Below are 17,255 nucleotides of genomic sequence, written 5' to 3' on the forward strand. Positions count from 1 at the left end.
AGCAATCGCGCCACGGCGGCAGGCCCTCGCGCAATCGGCCTTGGTGAGCGCGCACCAATCTGCCGGTCGAGATTCTGCTGGCGGGTGCGGACGCGGCCGTAGCCGGCCAGCAACCCCGCTTCCCCGGCCAGGGCGGGAACCGGTTTTCCGGAGACGCCGACGGCGGACTTGCTCGATGATCGGAACCGGTGGACCAGTCGGCTATGGGAGACACGTCATGGGCACGGGTGAGCAAACCGGCACGACGGCGCGACGGTTCGGCGGCGTCCGGATCGGCACCAAGATCCAAGTAGTGGTCCTGGTCGTAGCGGTCCTGGGCAGCCTCGTCGGCCTGTTCGCCTTGCAGCAGATGGCGCGGCTGGCCGACGGCGGCGAGAAGGGGTACGGCCAGACGCTGCAAACCGAGGCGGTCGCCGAGATCCGCTCAGCGATGAACCGGGCCCGGCTCGCCTCGCAGGACTACGTCTTCTTCGCCATCGCGACCAAAGACCAGCAGAAGGCCAGCACGGCGTTCGACACCGCCGTCGGCGAGGTCAACACCGGCGTGACCAACTATCAGGCCATGCCGATCACTGATGCGGCCCGCGCCGAGCTGGCCCGGTTCACCGACGCATGGACCAGCTACCAGCAAGTCGTGACCAACAAGATCTTCCCGGCCGCGGACCGGGGCCAGATCCGGGTCCTGGTCAGCGTCCGCGCCAACGAGCTCGACCCGCAGGTCGCCACGATCCGCGACGCGCTGACGAACATGGCCAAGACCACCGTCGCCGCCGCTGCCACCCAGCACCAGGACAGCCGAGCCACCTACCGCAGAGTCCGGGTCATCGTGCTGAGTGCCGTCGTCGTCGTGCTGCTGCTGAGCGTGGCGATCGGGGTGGGGTTCGCCCGCAGTATCACCGGACCGCTCGGCCAATGCGTGCAGGTGCTGCGCCGCATCGGCGCCGGGGACCTGACCGCCCGGGCCCCGCAAGGTGGCACCGACGAGGTCGGCGTGCTCGCCTCGACGCTGAACCACACCGCGCAGACGGTGGCCGAAACCGTACGGCAAGTACGGGACGACTCCGACGGCTTGGCCACCACCTCGCAGCAGCTGGCGCAGATCGCCGAGCAACTGACCCGATCAGCGCAGAGCGCTGCCGAGCAGGCCGGCTCGGTCTCCACCGCCGCCGAGGTGATCTCCGGCAACGTGCAGACCGTGGCCGCCGGCACCGAACAGATGAGCGCCTCGATCCGGGAGATCGCCTCCAGCGCCGGCGACGCCGCCCAGGTCGCCGGTTCCGCCACCACCGCAGCGCAACGCACCAGCGACACCATGGCCCGGCTCGGGCAGGCCAGCGCCGAGATCAGCGAGGTGGTCCGGACCATCACCAGCATCGCCGAGCAGACCAACCTGCTCGCCCTCAACGCCACGATCGAAGCCGCCCGCGCCGGCGAAGCGGGCAAGGGCTTCGCGGTGGTCGCCTCCGAGGTCAAGGACCTGGCCCAGGAGACCGCCCGGGCCACCGAGGACATCAGCCGGCGCATCACCGGCATCCAGGGCGACACCGAAGCCGCCGTGGCCGCGATCGCCGACATCGCCGCGGTGATCGTGCGGATCAACGACTACGCCACCACCATCGCCGCCGCCGTCGAACAGCAAACCGCCACCACCGGCGAGATGGGCCGCAACGTCAGCGAAGCCGCCCACGGCTCAGGCCAGATCGCTTCCGACATCACTCGCGTCGCGCAAACCGCCCAGCACACCACCAGCAACGCTGACGAAGCCCGCACCGCCGCCGCGGAACTGACCGGCATGGCCCAACGCCTGCGTGCCGCCGTCAGCACCTACCAGGTGTAAAGCCTTCGCCACGCTGTGTCGGCCGTCCGGGAAAGAGGGCACCATGCATGCAATGCCCAGCACGGTCACGGACCCTGATCGCCAGGACTTGATCAACTGTTTGCTCGCGGCCGCGCTGAACGCCCGCGCAACCCAGCAGCAGACGCAGCACACCGCCGCGCTGATGCCACCCGAGGAGCACGCGGCCGCAGCCGACCTCGCCGAGGCCGTCCACGCGCTGGGCCGCATCCGCGACGCACTGCTGCAAGCTGCCGACGTCCTGAACTGCGACCGACGCTGAACACTGAAGCGGCGACGTCCCCGGCTGAGCGTTCCGGCGGGGGCACCGGCATCCGCAGGTGGCCGGTCCGCCCCCTGTGGATGCGGCCGCAAGCTGATGCCGCCGGTTCGCTCGTTCGGTCTACCTGCACGCAGGCGAGCGCGAGCCAGCCGGGTCGGCCGAGCGGTGGCGTTTATGGTTCGGCGCGATACTTCACCGGCGAAGGTAGGAATCGGGCGATGGCGCTGATCGTAGTGGCCGAGGACGACAGTGATGTTCGGGCGGTGACGAGCAGGGTGCTGCAACGGGCCGGCCATACCGTCGTGGCGGCCGCTGACGGCGCCGCAGCGCTGCAAGCGGTCCGGCAGCATCGTCCGCAACTGGTGGTCAGCGACATCGACATGCCGCGCATGTCGGGTGTGCAGTTGTGCCAGGCGATCCGCGCCGACCCGGCGACCGCCGCCGTACCGGTGCTGTTCGTCAGCGGCAGCCTGGTGCCGGGCGACTCCCGGCCCGTCGACGCGCAGGCCACCGCCATGCTGCGGAAACCGTTCGACCGCAACGAGCTGCTGACCTGGGTCGATAAGCTGCTGCAAACCGGCCACCACGACGGTCAGGCCCCGATGACGTGTCCCTGACGGCAGGCTCATCCTGCACCCCAGGCCCCGTGGTTGCGGGCATAGTTTTCCCATCGTTGGTTACCAAATGTGGATGGATGTTCCCTGGGCCGCGTCGCGGCGGTACGACGCGAAATCGGTCACGGTGCTGGAGCTGCATGGTGATCTGGTCGCGGGCACGGTGTTGAAGCTTCAGCGTGACGTGGCCGCTGCGCTCGCCGATAGCGATCATGCGCTGGTGCTGGACCTGCAGCATGTGCGGACCGTGGACACGACCGGTGCCACGATGCTTGCCGCCGCTGCCCAGGCGGCCCGCCCGCAGGCCAGCGTCCGGTTGGCGCACCCGCCGCCGAGGATCCGGGCTGTCCTGCGCACCGTCGGGGTGCTGGATGCTGTGGCGGTCTTCAACACCGTGGCCGGCGCGGTTCGGGGCGACGCAGCCGACGTGCTGGCCGACCAGCCACCGAGCTGGTAGCGACGCTGGCATCCGCCGGGGAGCGACTACAGAGAAGGGAGCAGCACGGATGAGCACGAACCCCGCCCGTGAGGGCCTGCCGGAGGCCGATGCCGTGGAGCAGAGTCTCCCGGTGATCGACGACAACGACGAACCGGCGCCCGCGCCGCAGCCGCTGGAAAGCGACCCTGCCGACGTACACGAGCAGCATCAGATCGTCGTGACCGACGACGAGGAGTACCCGAGATAGCCACGCGGGTTGCGGGGTCAGGGGCTCGGTGGCTGTCCCTGCAACGTCGCGAGGACGCCGGCGACCTGCAGCACCTTCTGCACCTGCCCGTTCATGCCGGTCACGGTGTAGCCGATGGCGGCGGTATGGGCGGCGTGGTAGCCCTGCAGCAGAGCACCAATCACGGTGGAGTCGATGAACGTCACCGCGGCCAGGTCGACACACATCTGGGTCGTGTCGTCGTGACCGGCCGCCTCGGTCAGGGTCGCGGTCAGGTCACCGGCCTGCAGCAGGTCGAGTTCCCCGGACAAGGTCACCGTGTAGGTGCCGGTGTCGTGAGCGACGTAGCACCACTGGCTGATCTCGATGACGGTTCGCCTCTCTGGACGGTGTGACTGCTTGCTGGCGCGCCCTTTCACTGTCGGCCGCCTGGGACGCGCCCGGCAATACCGGTTCAGGTGATCGGCGTGTCGTCGGGCGTGGTTCGTGCGGCCCGTATCGGGTACTGCCGTCCGCCGTTCGTGCAGATGGTCATCGGGTGGGTGGAAGAGCGATGGTGACGGTGGCGGTCAGGCCGGCGCCGCGTTGGTCGATCAGCAGCGCGCCCGTCAGCTGGCGGGCCAGGAACAGGCCACGGCCGCCGGGCTGGTCACCCGGCGGCGGGCACACGGGCAGGGTGCCCGAGCCGGTGCCATAGTCGCTGACGGTGCAGATCAGCTGCCCGCAGTCGATGCTCAGCTCGAGCTGGCCGTGGCCGCCGCCGTGTCGCACCGCGTTGGTGACCAGCTCGTGCACGGCCGTGACGAAGTCGAAAGCGGTGTCCTCGTCCACTCCTGTCGCGGTGACGTGAGTGCGGAGGGCGTGCCGCACGCCGGTGACAGTCGCCGCGGTGAACGAGCACGTCAGCAACAGCCGGGGGCGCGTGCTCGTCCCGACGTCAGTGCTCACGCGACGCCCTTTACCCCACCTGCACCGCCTTCACACCCCCTCGGTCAGCGCCGCTGGCCTTCGAGAGTGTGTGCTGGGGCCGGCACGACAGAGGTCTGCCCGAAGAAGCAGCAGATGGCCTGCACGACCCGGTCCAGGCCGGCCGGGTCGGCTGGCTTGGTGACGTAGGCGTTGGCGTGCGCGGCGTAGCTGGCGGTGACGTCGCTGGCCGCGGCGGAGGCGGTGAACACGATAATCGGGATCGCGCTGGTCTGCGGATCGGTCTTGGCCTCGGCGAGCACGGCACGGCCGTCGAGGCGCGGCAGGTCGAGATCCAGCAGGATCAGGTCGGGGCGGGGCGCGTTCTCGTGCGGGGGCATCCGGTGCAGAAACGCCAGGGCGTCGAGGCCGTCGATGTCGGTTTCCGAGGTCGTCTGCACGGTTGACCGAGGTCGACTGCACTACGCACGGACCGGCTCGGGGACCGAGGCGTCCAGGAGCGCCTCCCAGTAGGGTTCGCCAGCGCCGTCCTCGTCCTCTTCCCAGTCCTGGACGCGGTGTCCGGTGAGGTCTTCGATTGCCGCCGCGGCGGCGGTCTGCGCCGCGGCGATGGTGCGCCGCAGCCGGACGTTGCCGGTGGGGTAGTTCTCGACCAGGATCGGGTGGCCGGGGTTGGCTGGGTGGAGGCGGTGGGTGAGTTGCCAGCCGTGGGTGCTGCTGTGGCTCAGGGTGAACTCGGCGAGCTGCCACCATGGTTCGGGTTCGCGGGTGAGGGCCGGCCGCTGGGCGGGGACCTCGGCGGGAGCCTGTTTGGCGGTCGCGGCCCGGATGGCGGCGAGCTGGGGGACGTAGGCGTACAGGGTTGAGCGGGAGACGCCGAGCAGCTTGGCGATGGCCTTCGCGCTGGCTTTGGGTTGGGACAGCAGCGCGATGGCGTGGCTGACCTGTTCGTCGGTCATCGCCTTCGGGCGACCGAGCTGCTGGCCTCGGGCTTTGGCGGCGGCGACGCCGTCGCGGGTGTTCTCGATGATCAGCTCGCGGATGAACTCGGCCAGGGCAGCGAAGACGTGGAAGACGAGCCGGCCACCGGGGGTGGTGGTGTCCAGGTTCTCGTGCAGGCTCTTGAACCCGATGCCGCGCTTGCGCAGGTCCACGGTGATGGTGATCAGGTCTTGCAGCGATCGCGCGAGCCGGTCCAGGCTGGGCACGACGAGGGTGTCGCCCTCGCGCAGGTACTTGAGGCACTCGATCAGCTCGGGCCGGTCGGTGTTCTTGCCCGACAGCTTGTCAGTGAAGATCTTCGCGCAGCCGCACTTGGTGAGCGCCCGGATCTGGCGGTCCAGGTTCTGGCCGCGGGTCGACACCCGGCCGTAGCCGATGAGCAGACCGCCGGCCGCGACGGGGAACGGCTCCAAGGCGTCGTCGGGGGTGAGCGTCAGTGTGTCAGGGGTGTCCGTCACCGCCCAAGTGTACGAGAAACCCTGCCCTCAATCATTCTCGGACACATTCGTTTATGGACAGTTTTTCGGACACTTCCCGGTGACACTCGCCAGTCCGGATGCCAGTTGTTGATCATGTCCGGAAATCATTCGATTCCTGAACAAGATCAAATCAAGTTCGGGAACCTGACGCCGGAGCCGACGGCCAGGTGTGCGTGAGCGGGCCAAGCGGATCTGCACGGATCGGCGCGTAGCCGCAACATCAGGTCGCTGTCGCCGACCATCGCCTGCGCCAGCCGGGCCGGCACCGCCGGGTCGTCTTCGTCGGCGAGGCCGGCCGAGTCTTGCAACCGCGACCAGATCGCCGGGATCCGGTTACTCAGGGTCGCGACATCGATTCATTTAGTGTTATGAATGTGTCCTGCGTCCGGCGCAGCCGCGCTGAGGCGTCCGAGAGTTCTCCGGCGCAGCCCGACCCCCGGGCTGCGAAGGAAGGGCCTCACATGATCAGGAAGTTCTTGGCAGGGTTGACCGCAACGGCGGTCGCCACCTTCGCCGCGCTGACGCTGACCTCCACGGCAGCGCACGCCGATCCGGACTACTACGGCTCGCTCACTCCGCCGGCCGGGTGGAGCGGCTCCGGCTTCTGGAGCGTCGACACCGTGACCGATCAGCTGTACCTCTCGGTCAACGCCGGGGCTCTGAACTCAGGCCAGTGCATGACCGTCTACCTGGACATCGCCCGCCAGGCCAACGTGCCGGCCGGTTCCGGCACTCACTACGACGCCCGGGCCGTGCGCACCTGCCAGTCGAACTCGCAGCGCGCTTCCGGCTACCAGCTGGAAGGCTCGACGTACGGCATCAACATCACCGGCGTGCAAAAGGTCGCCATCTGCGTCGGCGCGCTGAACACCACCGGCACCTGCCGGGTCACCAGGGGAACCTTGGCGCAGATTCAAGCCATCGACCCGGAATCGTCCAGCGCGAACACGTGCGTGCGGTGGTGGTCGCGCAACTCATCCGGCACCAACTTGTACTTCAGCGGTGGCACCCCCACCAGCTGCAGCTCCTGACCACCCGTTAGTCCTCCGGCCCCGCCGCGTGCTCTGCGTTACGCGCGTCGACCTCGATCCACGCCCAGCCGGCGGCCACCCGGTCAAGCTCAGCAGCGTGCTCGCGGGTGAACTCGGCCAGCTGCGGCGCCGCTGCTGCGCGGACGGCCTTGACGGCGGTCTCTCGGCAGCGCGCGTCGGCGGCAGCGGCCCGGTGCTCGAATGCCACAGCGGCGGCCCACCCTGGCAACTTCGTCGGGTCGTACTCGACGGTTGCCAGGGTCGCCGGAAACGCCCGCTCCACCCGAGTCCGCAAAGCAACCAAGTCGGCGACGGGAATACCCCCAGCCGCCATGCACGTGCGGTAGTCGGCCGCCAAGGTCGGAGCTGCCGCATCCTGCACCCGGCGCAGTCGGTCGACCAACGCGCCGGCCAGAGCCTGCTGGCCGTCGGGCACGCGCGGGCCGGTGGCCGCAGCCGCCTCGGTCTCGCAACGGCGCACGACCGAGGCCCGGTCGGAACCGCCAGCACCGTTGGCCGCGGAATCAAGAACGAGGCGCGCGTCGGCGGCCCGGATCAGCTGGGCCGCGACGTCAAAGTCCTCACGGGCTGGAGCAAACGCCAGCAGATTCCCGGGAGCGATGTCCTCGCGGTCGCTGGGCGCGTTGTACCCGACGATCCCGTAAGGCTGCCCTGCACGGCCCATACACTCGACCGCAGCAACGCGAGACGTCCACCACGCACGGGCATCAGCGGCCCGACGCTGGGCCGGCGTGCCATAGACCTGGACAATGATCTTGTCGTATCCGGGCGCAGATGACGCCGCCGGCGCGGCGCCGCCGCAGGCGGCCAGCGCGGCAGTAGCGGCAACGGCGAAACAGAGAAGCAGGCCACGTCCGGGAGTCATGGCCGCGACGGTAACGGCGCGCACGGCCGACCTAGGTGTAGCACGGCCGCGAGGTCACACGAACGGTGTCGCAACTGGCGGCTCATCCTGTCGTGCAGGTCACCGCACAGTGGCTCGCTGGTCAAGCGTCTGGAAGAACCATGACGTTCATGCCGGGCCAGTGCGGGAGATGCTCTGCCCGCAGGCCGCTGTTGATCAGGCCCTGGCGCGTGAGTTCGTACCCCTCGGGGGTGCGGTTCGTGGCGCTGAGCTGGATGAGTAACTGGCGAGAGGCGTCGCGGTCGTCAACGATGGTGAGGAGCCAGGCGTTGAAGTCCCGGACCGCGTTCGTCCACGCGACGGTGGGATCGGGATCGCTGCGGACGGGCCGGTCCGGCTCCCGCGAGAGCAGCGATCCGAGCGTCCCCCTGGCCCAGATGATGCCCTGGCTGCTGAGGTGCATCGCCATGGCGGCGGCTTCGAGCATCGCCGCCTGACGGTCCCAGTCCAGTGCCTCGTACGGCGCCCAGCGGATCTGCCCGGCGCGTACGGGCCGCTCGACGCGGGCCCAGATCGTCTCCAACGTTGCCTTGTCCGCTTTGTGGCGCAGGAACGACGTGGGGGTGTTGACCTCGTCGAGCACGATCCGCAGCAGCCGGAACCACACACCGACATGAACGGTCCGGCGTGGCAGCGTGACCTGGCCGGTGGTGATCCCTTCGTGAGTGCGCCGGTCCATGGCCTGGACCATTTCGGTGACGGCGGTGACCTCGGGGTCGGGCGCGCCCGGGTAGTGCCGCACGGCAAGCCCGGCGGGTTGCAGGAGGCATCCGTGCTCCGGGCAACCCAGCATGATCGGGAGTTGGGCCATCAACAGCAGGCCGTGCTCGGGCCGCTCGGCGCAGAGCGGGCAGGCCCGCTGTCGCCGCTCGGCGCCGTCGGCGCTCTGTAACCAGGGCCGCCACCGGACGGGGTCGGAGCCGTGGGCGATCATCGTGTGGTCGAACAGCACCGAGTCCTGGCGTACGAAGCAGTTGAAGGTGCCGGCCTGCTCAACGTCGAGGGTGTCGAGTAGCCATGGCGTCCAGCCGGCGATGGTCATGTGCCGCAACTGCCCTACCGGCACGCCGCTGCGCTCGTGCAGCACCTCCAGCAGCAGGGCCGGCGGGTCGGTGTCGAGCTGATCGTGATGCTGGGCCCGTTTGACCTTGCTGACCTGTCGGCCTGCCGTCCCGAGGTTGTGCTCCAGCAGCGTGGTGAGCGGGAGATCGTAGGCGCTGGCGGTTCGTTCCAGCCACGACGACAGCGCCTCGCCGGGCAGCGGCGGCGGGTGCAGCGGCCACCGGGGTGGGATCACGCCAGCTCCCGTTCGAACAGGCGCCGGCGCTCGGTCGGCCCTGCGTACTGGGCCATGACCAGCGTCCGCTGGTTGATCGTCTCCTCCCCGGACTCGATCGCGACGATCGCCGCATCGGTGAGCAGCATGGCCAGCTCACCGATCGTGCCCTCGCTGCGGGTGATCAGGTAGGAGGCCATCTCAGCGGACGCGATCGGCGACGGCCGGCGCAGCGGGAACGACGTGGCGAAGCTGGCCAGCAGCGAGCACGCCCCGGCATCCGGCGTCCACAGCGGCAGCGTGAACGGCTCGAACCGGTTCTCCAGCTGGTCATCGGACCGGATCGCCAGGTACGCCTCCCGGGTGCCGACCCCGACCAGAGGGATGCGCAGCTCGTTGCCCAGGAACCGGATCAGGTTCAGGAACTCCCGCCGGGTGTCGCCGCGCCCGGCCAGCACGTTGTGCAGCTCGTCGATGACCAGCACCCGCACGCCGACCGCGCGCATCAGCGACAGCGCCACCTGCTCCAGCTCCGCCAGGCGCTGCCGGGGCCGCAGGGGTGCTCCCATGGCGGCCAGCAGCGCCACGTAGAACCGGATCGCCGAGGGTTCCGAGGGCATCTGCATCACCAGGACCGGGATCTCCTCACGGTCGGGGTGCGACACCGGCGGGTGGGTCCGCCGGAACTTCTCCACGATCATCGACTTGCCGTTGTTGGTCGGCCCGAGGATCAGCAGGTTCGGCATCCGCTGCTTGTCCGGCCAGGTCAGCAGGCTCTCGAGCCGCTCCAGGGCGTCCACAGCGCGCGGGTAGCCGATCCACCGGTCGGCGCGGATACGGTGCACCCGCTCGGCGTCGGGCAGCACCGCGACCAGCCGCGCGGCCGGGTGCAGGTGGGCCAGGTCCAACAGGTCGGCGTCCACGTCACCACTCCTCGACCACGGCGAACGGGGCGGCGTCGGTCGCCGCCACGATGATGGGCGGCAACGGGGCTGGTCTGCTGGGTGCCGGCGGCGGGACGGTCGTCGCGCGGCGCTCGGCGTCGCGGCGGGCCCGGCGGGTGGTCCGTGACGCCTCGTCGGTGATCGCGCGCTGCTGGCGGACCATACGGAACAGATCCTCCTCGTCGACCTCGCCGCGGCCCTTCTCCCGCAGCGCGGCCACTGCGGCGCGGTGCTCCCACAACCCGACCGGCGGGTTGGACAAGGTCCGGTAGGGCACCTGCAGATACACGCCGCCGTCGGGATCCAGCGCCCAGATCCGGCTCAGATCGCGCGGGTCCCGGCGCAGCACGAACTTGCCGAGCTGCGCACGGCGGGCGATCCACGGCTTGAGCGCGTCGCAGTAGTACCAGACGTGATCGATGACGAATCCGGTCGTGTGCAGCGAGCGGCGCACCACCGGCAGGAAATCGACCAGGAACGCCGTCTCGTTCGTCACCGTCACCGGCGCCCGACCGTTCGCGACTGCGTCAGCCCACCGGCCGGCCGGGGTCTGCCCGAGCGTGGAGTGGACCGTGCCGTGGTAGCCGGCCACCGCCAGCGCCAGCCACCGCTCCAGTTCGCCGACCGTCAGCACGGCCAGGCGCTCGGAGTCGTAGCCGCCGCGCTCCTTCGTGCTCGAGAACGTGGTCCCCGGCAGCTCGTGAACCATCGTCATCATCGTGCCGATGACCCGCTCCACGATCCCGCCGTAGTGCGGCTGGCCCAGAGGACGCCACCGCAGCGTGATCCCGTGCTGCTCACACCCCCGGCGCAGGGCCTCGCTCTTGAACTCGGCCGCGTTGTCCAGATACAGCTCAGCCGGCTTGCCGCTCATCGGCCAGGCCACCTCGACGCCGATGCGCTCCAGCCACGCCCGCTTGCCGCTCACCATGTGCGCCAGGCACAACCCGACCGACAACGCCGACGGCGCCTCCAACGTCACCACCAGGCCGACAATCGCGCGGCTGAGAACATCGATCGCCACAGTGATGTACGGACGTCCGATCGGCAGCCGATGCCGCTCGTCGACCACGATCACATCAATCACGGTGTGGTCGATCTGGACCTGTTCCAGCAGCTCACTGACCTGCGGCGGCACCCCACCCGCCGACCGCAGCGGCCGGGCCGCGTCCACGCCCTCCCTCGCCAGCGTCGTGGCCACCGGATCCAGCTTCTCCGCCCGACGCACCAGCGCACCCCGCGACGGCGCCGGCAGCCCCCGGCCCCGGCACAGCCGTGTGACCTCACGGTGCACCGCCGACATGGAGCGCCGCTGCTTGGTCAGGTACCGGGTACGCAGCACCTCGCGGATGATCGCCTCGACCGCCTCGGGTAGGTGCTCGCGGCCCCGGCCGCCGCTGGACCGGCCGGGCAGCATGTCCGAGGCGACCCCCTCGCCCTGGCGCCAGCGGCGAAGTAGCACGTACACCTGGCGCCGGGACAAGCCGAGCTCGGCGGCGGCCGCGTCCGCGCAACGGTGGCCGACCTCGTCCCGCTCGGCGAGACGGCCGATCACCTCAGCACGGCGAACCGCGAGATCCCATGCCGCCGAAGACGCCGTCAACACGCCCCGCTCGGGCACCAGGTGCGCCTCGTCCAACGTCGATCCTCCCGTGCCGTGCACAGGAGCACGAACCAAGATCGACGTTAGTGCATACGAACCAGATCAGGCCAGAGGCCCGTACCCGACTGCACCGGCCCAGCGAGGACTACTTCCGACCGTGCAGCCGACCTCGGAAACCGACATCAGCGCCGTGGGCGGCGGCGGTGTCCGTTGAAGGTTCGGCTAACGGACAAGATCATCGCCACCGCTACCCGTTTGTACACCCACCTGGCGCCCACGAGCACAGGGACCGTAAGGGCTCAAGTCCCTCGATATAGGGGTTTCACGGACTAATCGGCTCCTGCGGTGGCCGGCCGCGGCTGCTCGTCGCAGGCTGGGTCCATGGTGATCTCCGGACAGGCGCACGCCGCGGCGTTCGCAGCTGTGATCCGAGGTCCCCCGGGTGGCGTAGCTGACCGGCGCGGTGCACGTGCTCGCACGGCCGCTGACCGGCGCGGATAAGACGCTCCGTTTCCAGGGAGGTGGCATCCTTGAGCGCGGCCCCGATGATCTGTTCGACCGCAGACCGCATCGAGATCTACGGCCAGCTGGATTTCGCGCACGCCGACCGCATCCGCGAGAGCCTGCTCGCCGTGGTCAACGCTCGCCGCGGCACCGGTCGACTGCTGGTCGACTGCAGCAACCTCACGTTCATCGACGGCGCCGGGCTCCGCGCGCTGACCGCCGCCAGCCGGGCAGCCGGCGCGGCGGGCCTGCACTTCGCCGTCATCAATCCCAGTCCGGCCCTGCGTTTCCTGCTTGACCTGCTCGGCCTGTCCGACTCGCTCACCAGCAGCTGCTGACCAGCCGACCCTGCTCGCACCCGCGACTGGCCGTGGCGGACAGGTGTCCCGCGACCACCCGAAGGAGTGAGTGCGTTGCCCACCGCCGCCCCCGGCCGGGAACATCGTCACCAGCCGATGCGAAGGGGTCGGGGTGGCGGGCGCGCGAGTCGATCCGGAGCAGCGGGCCGCCGTAGTGGCCCGGCTGACGGCGCTGCGGCAGGCCGGCTCGCTGACCACGGCGCACGTGCGTACGGCGGCATCGGGACTGCGAGTCGGCGAGCGCACCGTCTGGCGGTGGCTGGGCACGACCGGGCCCGGCCGGACCGGACCGGCCCGCTACGAGCTGACGCCTACCGACCGGGAGGCGTTCGCGTACTTCCGCGGCAACATCGCCGCGCTCGCCCGGGCCCGCGCCGCGGTGAGGTCCGGGCTCGGCCAGGTGGCCGGGACGCCGGTCCCGGACTTCCTCGCAACCGGCTGGGCGAACGCGCCGGCGGTCACGCTGCGCACCTTGCAGCGGGCGTTCGAGCGCCAGCTGACCCCGGCCGAGCTCGCCGCGTGGCGCACCGGTGAACAGGGCCGGCGGGCGGCGAGCGTCTACTTGACCCGGCCGGTGACCGGCCGCAACGTGGTCTGGGAACTCGACCACAAGCAGCTGCCGATCCTGGTCCTGCCACCCCGCGGCCCGGCGGTGTGCCCGTGGCTGACCAGCGTCATCGACGACGGCACGCGGGCACTGGTCGGGTGGGCGATCGCGCTGACCCCGCACACCGGCACTGTGCTCACCGCGCTGCGCACGGCGCTGCTCGTCGACGAGCAGCGCGGCCCGTTCGGCGCGGTCCCGGCGATGGTACGCGTCGACCGCGGGCTCGAGTTCGCCGCGGCCGCGGTCAAGGACGCCCTCGCCGCGCTGTGCGTGCACGTCCACCAGCTGCCGGCCTACCACGCCCACCGCAAAGGCAAGATCGAGCGGATCCACCAAAGCATGGAGCAGACCCTGCTGACCGGGCTGCCCGGCTACACCAAAGGCCCACGCGATGCCAGCGGCCGGCTGCACGGGCCGCTGTCGGACGCCGCCCGCGACCGGGCAGCCGCCGAGACCACCGGACTCGCGCCGATGCGCATCGAGCGGTTCGTCACCCACCGGTTCGCGCCGTGGGTGACCTGGTACAACACGCAACGGCCGCACAGCGCGCTGGCCGGGCGCACCCCGGCGCAGGCCTGGACCGACGACGCGACCGCAGTGCAGCGCCTCGACGCCGCCCAGCTGCGGCACCTGCTGCTGGCCGGGGTGGAGCGGACGATCAACAAGGACGGCATCCGGTTCAACGGCCTCGCCTACGTCGCGCCCGAACTGCACGGCCGGCGCGGGCAGAGCGTGCACGTGCGGTTCATGCCGCACGACGACCGGTTCATCGAGGTCTACCTCGACGGGCAGCACCTGTGCACTGCCCACCCGCAGGGCCAGCTGTCGCCTGAGCAGGTCGAGGCATTCCGGTCGCACGCCCGCGACGAGTCGCGACGGCTGGGTGCCGCCCGCCGGCGCGCGTCAGCGCGGACCCGGGCCGAGCTGGCACCGATGACCGACGACGAGCCGGACGCCGCAGAGTCCCGGCTGGTCCCAGCGGCCGGCGCCCGAGACCTGCTCGGCCGCGCCAACGACGACATGCTGCGCCGACGGGCCAAGACCAACCTGCTCGGCCTGATCGACCCCACCGCCTCGCAGAAGAGCACCCGCTGATGCCGACACACTTTCTCGGCCTGACCGACGCCGCGGTGCTGCCTACCACGACATACCAGCTCACCGCCCGCATCATCGACGACCTGGTCGCCAACCTCGCCACCGGCGTCATCCACGGCCCAGCCGGCACCGGCAAGACGTTCGCCGTCACCGACAACCTGGAGCGGCTGCGCGCCGCAGGCGGCGGCCATCAGGTGGTGACCTGCTCACTGGCGTTCCCGTCGAAACCAACGATGCTGCGCGTCGCCGCCGAACTGGTCCACGCGCTCACCGGCAGCGAACCGGCCGCCTCCCGCAGCAGGTTCCGACTGATCAACCACCTGATCGGGCTGCTCGCCAGCACTCCCCGACTGATCGTCATCGACGAGGCGCAACGCCTCAACGGCGAATGCATCGAACTGTTACGCCACCTGCACGACCACCAGGACACCCGGTTCGCGCTGCTCTACGTCGGCGGCGACGGCTGCTGGGAGGTGCTGTCGCGTGAACCGATGCTGCGCTCGCGGGTGTTCCGCCGGCTGCCGTTCAAACGCCTCGACCGAGCCCAGGTCCCGGCCCTGATCCGCAGCTACCACCCGATCTACGCTGCCGCAGACGACGCGCTGCTGGCCGACATCGACGCCGTCTACGGCAAAGGCACCCTGCGCGACTGGGCCGTGTTCACCCACACCGCCGCAGGCCTGTGCCGCGAAGCCCGGACGGCCACCATCGACGCCGACGTGGCAGGCAACGCCTACGCGCTGCTCGGCGGTCTCGGGTCCTGATGCTGCCGTGCCCGATCGGTTGGATCGACAACCACGACGACCCCCGCCGCACCGTGCACTACCTGCACGACCTCGCCACGACATGGCGGCTGCACGGAGGCAGTCGGCTGGTCGTGCGCCCCACCCCCGGCTCGACCAACCGCGCCGAGCTGGCACTGGACATCCTGACCGCGGTCGGCAAAAACCCGCAGGTGCTGCAGAATGAGCGGCTGAACCAGCGGGAATGGGAGCTGGCCCGGGCCTGGCTCGCCGGCACCACCATCACCGACCTGCTCGTCGACCGAGCCCACGCCCTGCCCCACGAGCGACTCCTCGACCTGGCTCACCTCGCCGGTGACGTACGGGCCGGACTGTGGCTGATGTGGAGCAGCCCCGACACCGACGCAGGCGACAAGGCGATCAGCGCTCTGCAGGCGGCCGGGCACACCGTCCGCCGGCTCTGGCCGAACGAATTGATCTGGGCCGCCCCGCCGCGCCGCCGCTCCCCCGAGCCAGCCCCGGCCCGCCCGCTATGGCCACGCCTGCCGACGGCGGACTTCACCACCTTCCGGGCCGCCGCCCGGCGCCACCTCACCCCACGCGCGTTCGCCGCCGCGGACAACATCTACCGCGACGCCGCCGCGAACACCCACAGGTGGATCAACGCGCAGTACGGACAAGATCCGGCCGACCGAGTCCTGGCCGACCTCAGCGGGTACGCCGACATCCTCACCGGATGGCTCCGCGATGAGCAGCTCGGCCCGGCCACCGACGCGAGCGCCGCACTGATCCGGCTCCGGGGTACCCAAGCCGCCCTGTTCCTGCACGGCGTCCTGCTGCGCTGGACCCCCGACGCCCTCGGCGCCGACCCCGCCGCCCGCCTGCTCGGCAACCTCACCCCGAGCGCAACCCTGGCGATCACCACGATGGCACGCACCGACCATGCCGCGGCCGCCGTCCTGACATTGCACCTCAACCATGCCCCGGCATCATTCGCCGACCTACGCTGCAGCGACGTCACCACCGACGGGTACATCAACTTCACCGGCCGGCGCAGCCTGCCCGGCATCGGAACAGGACCGATCGCCGTACCCAGCTACGCCCGCAACGTCCTGGCCTCACACCTGGCGTACCGACACCGCCAGCGCGCCACCATCCGCGACCGGTTCTTCCTGCACACTCGCATCCCGGAACGCGACCCCGGCGCCGAGCTGCGCGAAGCCACCATCAGAACGTGCGAGCGCATCAACCGGCCCGCACCGTGGCTACACCGCAACCCGTGTCGACACGGCACCGACCAAGGAATGCACCCCCGAACCGAAGGCTGGCTGACTGAACGCGGCCTCACGCTGCATCAACTCGACCGCGACGTTGTCGCCCGCGTCTCGACCCGATGGCGGGACCAACATCATGAATCGTGAGCTGCTCTACGCCCGCGCCGCAGCGTGCGGCCTATCGCTGTGGGAACTCGGTGACCTGCTCGGCATCCATCCCCACCACCTGCACCGCAACGACAACACCGACGATCTCAGCAGCCTGCCCGTCAAGGTCATCATCGAGCTGGCCCGACGGCTCGACCTGCATCCCGGCGACCTCATCCCCGACCTCGAACCCGCACCAGCCGCCCCCGTCACCGGGCGCGACCAGCACGACCACGACGCCCTCACCACCCTCACCGCGCTGGCCACCACCAGCGTCCCGCTCACCACCGACGCCCTCGCAACCGCCCTGAGCTGGACACTTGACCGAACCACCGACGCCTTGCAACGCGCCGTCGCGTACCCCCACCTCGGCGGGCCCGTCGCCCTCCGCCGTGTCCAACCGTCGACCTGGACCGTCAGCGCACGCCGCGACGTCCTTACCACCCAGCAACACGACGACCTAGCCAACGTCGCGCACTTCCACCACGACCTCACCACCGGCGAAGCCACCGCGCTGCTCGCCGCCCATGCGTTCGGCAACCACCCGGACTACGCAACCTGGCGCGAGGACCACCTCGACGACGAACAATCACTCAAGACCAGCGGCCTGCTCCACGTCGGCAACGACCCCGACCGCGCACACCCCACCGAGGACGTCGAGTTCAGCCTCTACCTCTACCCCTACCCCGTACGCCCGAGGCCTCGACTCAACACGAGGAGCGCTGACATCAACCTGTCGTCAGCACTGACATCAACCTGTCGTTTCCGCTGACATCAACCCGTCGCTCAACAGCGCATACCTGGGCCAGCCGCTCCAATCGCGGTGCTGCACACCGATTGAGCAGCCGCTACTCTGCCTTTTAGAACATGTGTTCCACCGGGTTTGGTCGCGAAGCCGGGTCGGGTGAGGACGGTAGTCACCGCCGAGCTTCCCCTTGCGGCG

General features: G+C 70.1%; 19 protein-coding genes. 11 read left to right on the plus strand and 8 right to left on the minus strand.

Translation table 11 applies throughout. The features are described 5' to 3' along the window. Window positions 1-217 precede the first annotated feature (217 nt). From BJY16_RS37065 to BJY16_RS37085, 5 genes are all read left to right on the plus strand, one after another. Complete coding sequence (locus BJY16_RS37065; protein WP_185044209.1) at window positions 218-1,837, plus strand: methyl-accepting chemotaxis protein; 1,620 nt, start codon at window positions 218-220, stop codon at window positions 1,835-1,837. A 52-nt stretch (window positions 1,838-1,889) separates the two neighbouring features. Then, window positions 1,890-2,117 (plus strand): hypothetical protein, encoded by a 228-nt coding sequence (locus BJY16_RS37070; protein ID WP_185044210.1) that lies wholly within the window; start codon window positions 1,890-1,892, stop codon window positions 2,115-2,117. Window positions 2,118-2,335: 218 nt separating this feature from the next. Then, window positions 2,336-2,734: a response regulator gene (locus BJY16_RS37075; protein WP_185044211.1), complete on the plus strand. Its 399-nt coding sequence runs from the start codon at window positions 2,336-2,338 to the stop codon at window positions 2,732-2,734. 73 nt (window positions 2,735-2,807) lie between these two features. Continuing rightward, window positions 2,808-3,188 carry an STAS domain-containing protein gene (locus BJY16_RS37080; protein ID WP_185044212.1) on the plus strand — a complete coding sequence of 127 codons (381 nt, stop codon included), beginning with the start codon at window positions 2,808-2,810 and terminating at the stop codon, window positions 3,186-3,188. Window positions 3,189-3,237: 49 nt separating this feature from the next. Continuing rightward, a complete protein-coding gene (locus BJY16_RS37085) occupies window positions 3,238-3,417 on the plus strand; it encodes an Rv3202a family protein (protein ID WP_185044213.1) in 180 nt (59 codons plus the stop codon). A 17-nt stretch (window positions 3,418-3,434) separates the two neighbouring features. Here BJY16_RS37085 and BJY16_RS37090 read toward each other — a convergent pair whose 3' ends face one another. The 4 genes from BJY16_RS37090 to BJY16_RS49045 all read right to left on the minus strand — a co-directional run bounded on the left by BJY16_RS37090 (window position 3,435) and on the right by BJY16_RS49045 (window position 5,783). Then, on the minus strand, window positions 3,435-3,815 hold the full coding sequence (locus BJY16_RS37090) for an STAS domain-containing protein (RefSeq protein ID WP_275408064.1): 381 nt from the start codon (window positions 3,813-3,815) through the stop codon (window positions 3,435-3,437). A 112-nt stretch (window positions 3,816-3,927) separates the two neighbouring features. Beyond that, window positions 3,928-4,344 carry an ATP-binding protein gene (locus tag BJY16_RS37095; RefSeq protein WP_185044215.1) on the minus strand — a complete coding sequence of 139 codons (417 nt, stop codon included), beginning with the start codon at window positions 4,342-4,344 and terminating at the stop codon, window positions 3,928-3,930. A 44-nt stretch (window positions 4,345-4,388) separates the two neighbouring features. After that, complete coding sequence (locus BJY16_RS37100) at window positions 4,389-4,763, minus strand: response regulator (protein WP_203759032.1); 375 nt, start codon at window positions 4,761-4,763, stop codon at window positions 4,389-4,391. A gap of 21 nt (window positions 4,764-4,784) precedes the next feature. After that, window positions 4,785-5,783, minus strand: a complete 999-nt coding sequence (locus tag BJY16_RS49045) for a recombinase family protein (protein ID WP_239177321.1) — start codon at window positions 5,781-5,783, stop codon at window positions 4,785-4,787. Window positions 5,784-6,178: 395 nt separating this feature from the next. Between BJY16_RS49045 and BJY16_RS37110 the strand changes: the two genes are divergently transcribed. After that, on the plus strand, window positions 6,179-6,835 hold the full coding sequence (locus BJY16_RS37110; RefSeq protein ID WP_185044216.1) for a hypothetical protein: 657 nt from the start codon (window positions 6,179-6,181) through the stop codon (window positions 6,833-6,835). Between the two features lie 7 nt (window positions 6,836-6,842). Here the strand turns inward: BJY16_RS37110 and BJY16_RS37115 are convergent, their stop codons facing one another. From BJY16_RS37115 to BJY16_RS37130, 4 genes are all read right to left on the minus strand, one after another. Next, window positions 6,843-7,721 (minus strand): hypothetical protein, encoded by an 879-nt coding sequence (locus BJY16_RS37115; RefSeq protein WP_185044217.1) that lies wholly within the window; start codon window positions 7,719-7,721, stop codon window positions 6,843-6,845. Between the two features lie 121 nt (window positions 7,722-7,842). Next, window positions 7,843-9,057: a TniQ family protein gene (locus BJY16_RS37120; protein ID WP_185044218.1), complete on the minus strand. Its 1,215-nt coding sequence runs from the start codon at window positions 9,055-9,057 to the stop codon at window positions 7,843-7,845. Further along, the gene (locus BJY16_RS37125) at window positions 9,054-9,959 is read right to left on the minus strand and encodes a TniB family NTP-binding protein (protein WP_185044219.1); all 906 of its coding nucleotides are present in this window, start codon (window positions 9,957-9,959) and stop codon (window positions 9,054-9,056) included. Before BJY16_RS37125 ends, BJY16_RS37120 begins: the two co-directional genes overlap by 4 nt. Before the next feature lies 1 nt (window position 9,960). Further along, complete coding sequence (locus BJY16_RS37130; protein ID WP_239177323.1) at window positions 9,961-11,535, minus strand: TnsB C-terminal domain-containing protein; 1,575 nt, start codon at window positions 11,533-11,535, stop codon at window positions 9,961-9,963. Window positions 11,536-12,113: 578 nt separating this feature from the next. Here BJY16_RS37130 and BJY16_RS37135 point away from each other — a divergent pair. From BJY16_RS37135 to BJY16_RS37155, 5 genes are all read left to right on the plus strand, one after another. After that, the gene (locus BJY16_RS37135; protein ID WP_185044221.1) at window positions 12,114-12,425 is read left to right on the plus strand and encodes an STAS domain-containing protein; all 312 of its coding nucleotides are present in this window, start codon (window positions 12,114-12,116) and stop codon (window positions 12,423-12,425) included. A 133-nt stretch (window positions 12,426-12,558) separates the two neighbouring features. Further along, window positions 12,559-14,148 carry a Mu transposase C-terminal domain-containing protein gene (locus tag BJY16_RS37140; protein WP_185044222.1) on the plus strand — a complete coding sequence of 530 codons (1,590 nt, stop codon included), beginning with the start codon at window positions 12,559-12,561 and terminating at the stop codon, window positions 14,146-14,148. Next, window positions 14,148-14,912: an AAA family ATPase gene (locus BJY16_RS37145; RefSeq protein WP_185044223.1), complete on the plus strand. Its 765-nt coding sequence runs from the start codon at window positions 14,148-14,150 to the stop codon at window positions 14,910-14,912. Before BJY16_RS37140 ends, BJY16_RS37145 begins: the two co-directional genes overlap by 1 nt. Then, the gene (locus tag BJY16_RS37150) at window positions 14,912-16,312 is read left to right on the plus strand and encodes a hypothetical protein (RefSeq protein ID WP_185044224.1); all 1,401 of its coding nucleotides are present in this window, start codon (window positions 14,912-14,914) and stop codon (window positions 16,310-16,312) included. The genes BJY16_RS37145 and BJY16_RS37150 overlap by 1 nt, the downstream gene beginning before the upstream one ends. Then, window positions 16,302-17,084, plus strand: coding sequence for a hypothetical protein (locus BJY16_RS37155; protein ID WP_185044225.1), 783 nt, complete (start codon window positions 16,302-16,304; stop codon window positions 17,082-17,084). Before BJY16_RS37150 ends, BJY16_RS37155 begins: the two co-directional genes overlap by 11 nt. The last annotated feature ends 171 nt before the right edge of the window (window positions 17,085-17,255 follow it).

The sequence above is a fragment of the Actinoplanes octamycinicus genome (genome assembly GCF_014205225.1).
In the GTDB taxonomy this organism is placed as follows: Bacteria; Actinomycetota; Actinomycetes; order Mycobacteriales; family Micromonosporaceae; genus Actinoplanes; species Actinoplanes octamycinicus.

Coding starts and splice junctions, on each gene's coding strand:
- BJY16_RS37065 (WP_185044209.1), top strand. CDS start 218: ATGGGCACGGGTGAGCAAACCGGCACGACGGCGCGACGGTTCGGCGGC.
- BJY16_RS37070 (WP_185044210.1), top strand. CDS start 1,890: ATGCCCAGCACGGTCACGGACCCTGATCGCCAGGACTTGATCAACTGT.
- BJY16_RS37075 (WP_185044211.1), top strand. CDS start 2,336: ATGGCGCTGATCGTAGTGGCCGAGGACGACAGTGATGTTCGGGCGGTG.
- BJY16_RS37080 (WP_185044212.1), top strand. CDS start 2,808: ATGGATGTTCCCTGGGCCGCGTCGCGGCGGTACGACGCGAAATCGGTC.
- BJY16_RS37085 (WP_185044213.1), top strand. CDS start 3,238: ATGAGCACGAACCCCGCCCGTGAGGGCCTGCCGGAGGCCGATGCCGTG.
- BJY16_RS37115 (WP_185044217.1), bottom strand. CDS start 7,721: ATGACTCCCGGACGTGGCCTGCTTCTCTGTTTCGCCGTTGCCGCTACT.
- BJY16_RS37145 (WP_185044223.1), top strand. CDS start 14,148: ATGCCGACACACTTTCTCGGCCTGACCGACGCCGCGGTGCTGCCTACC.
- BJY16_RS37150 (WP_185044224.1), top strand. CDS start 14,912: ATGCTGCCGTGCCCGATCGGTTGGATCGACAACCACGACGACCCCCGC.
- BJY16_RS37155 (WP_185044225.1), top strand. CDS start 16,302: ATGAATCGTGAGCTGCTCTACGCCCGCGCCGCAGCGTGCGGCCTATCG.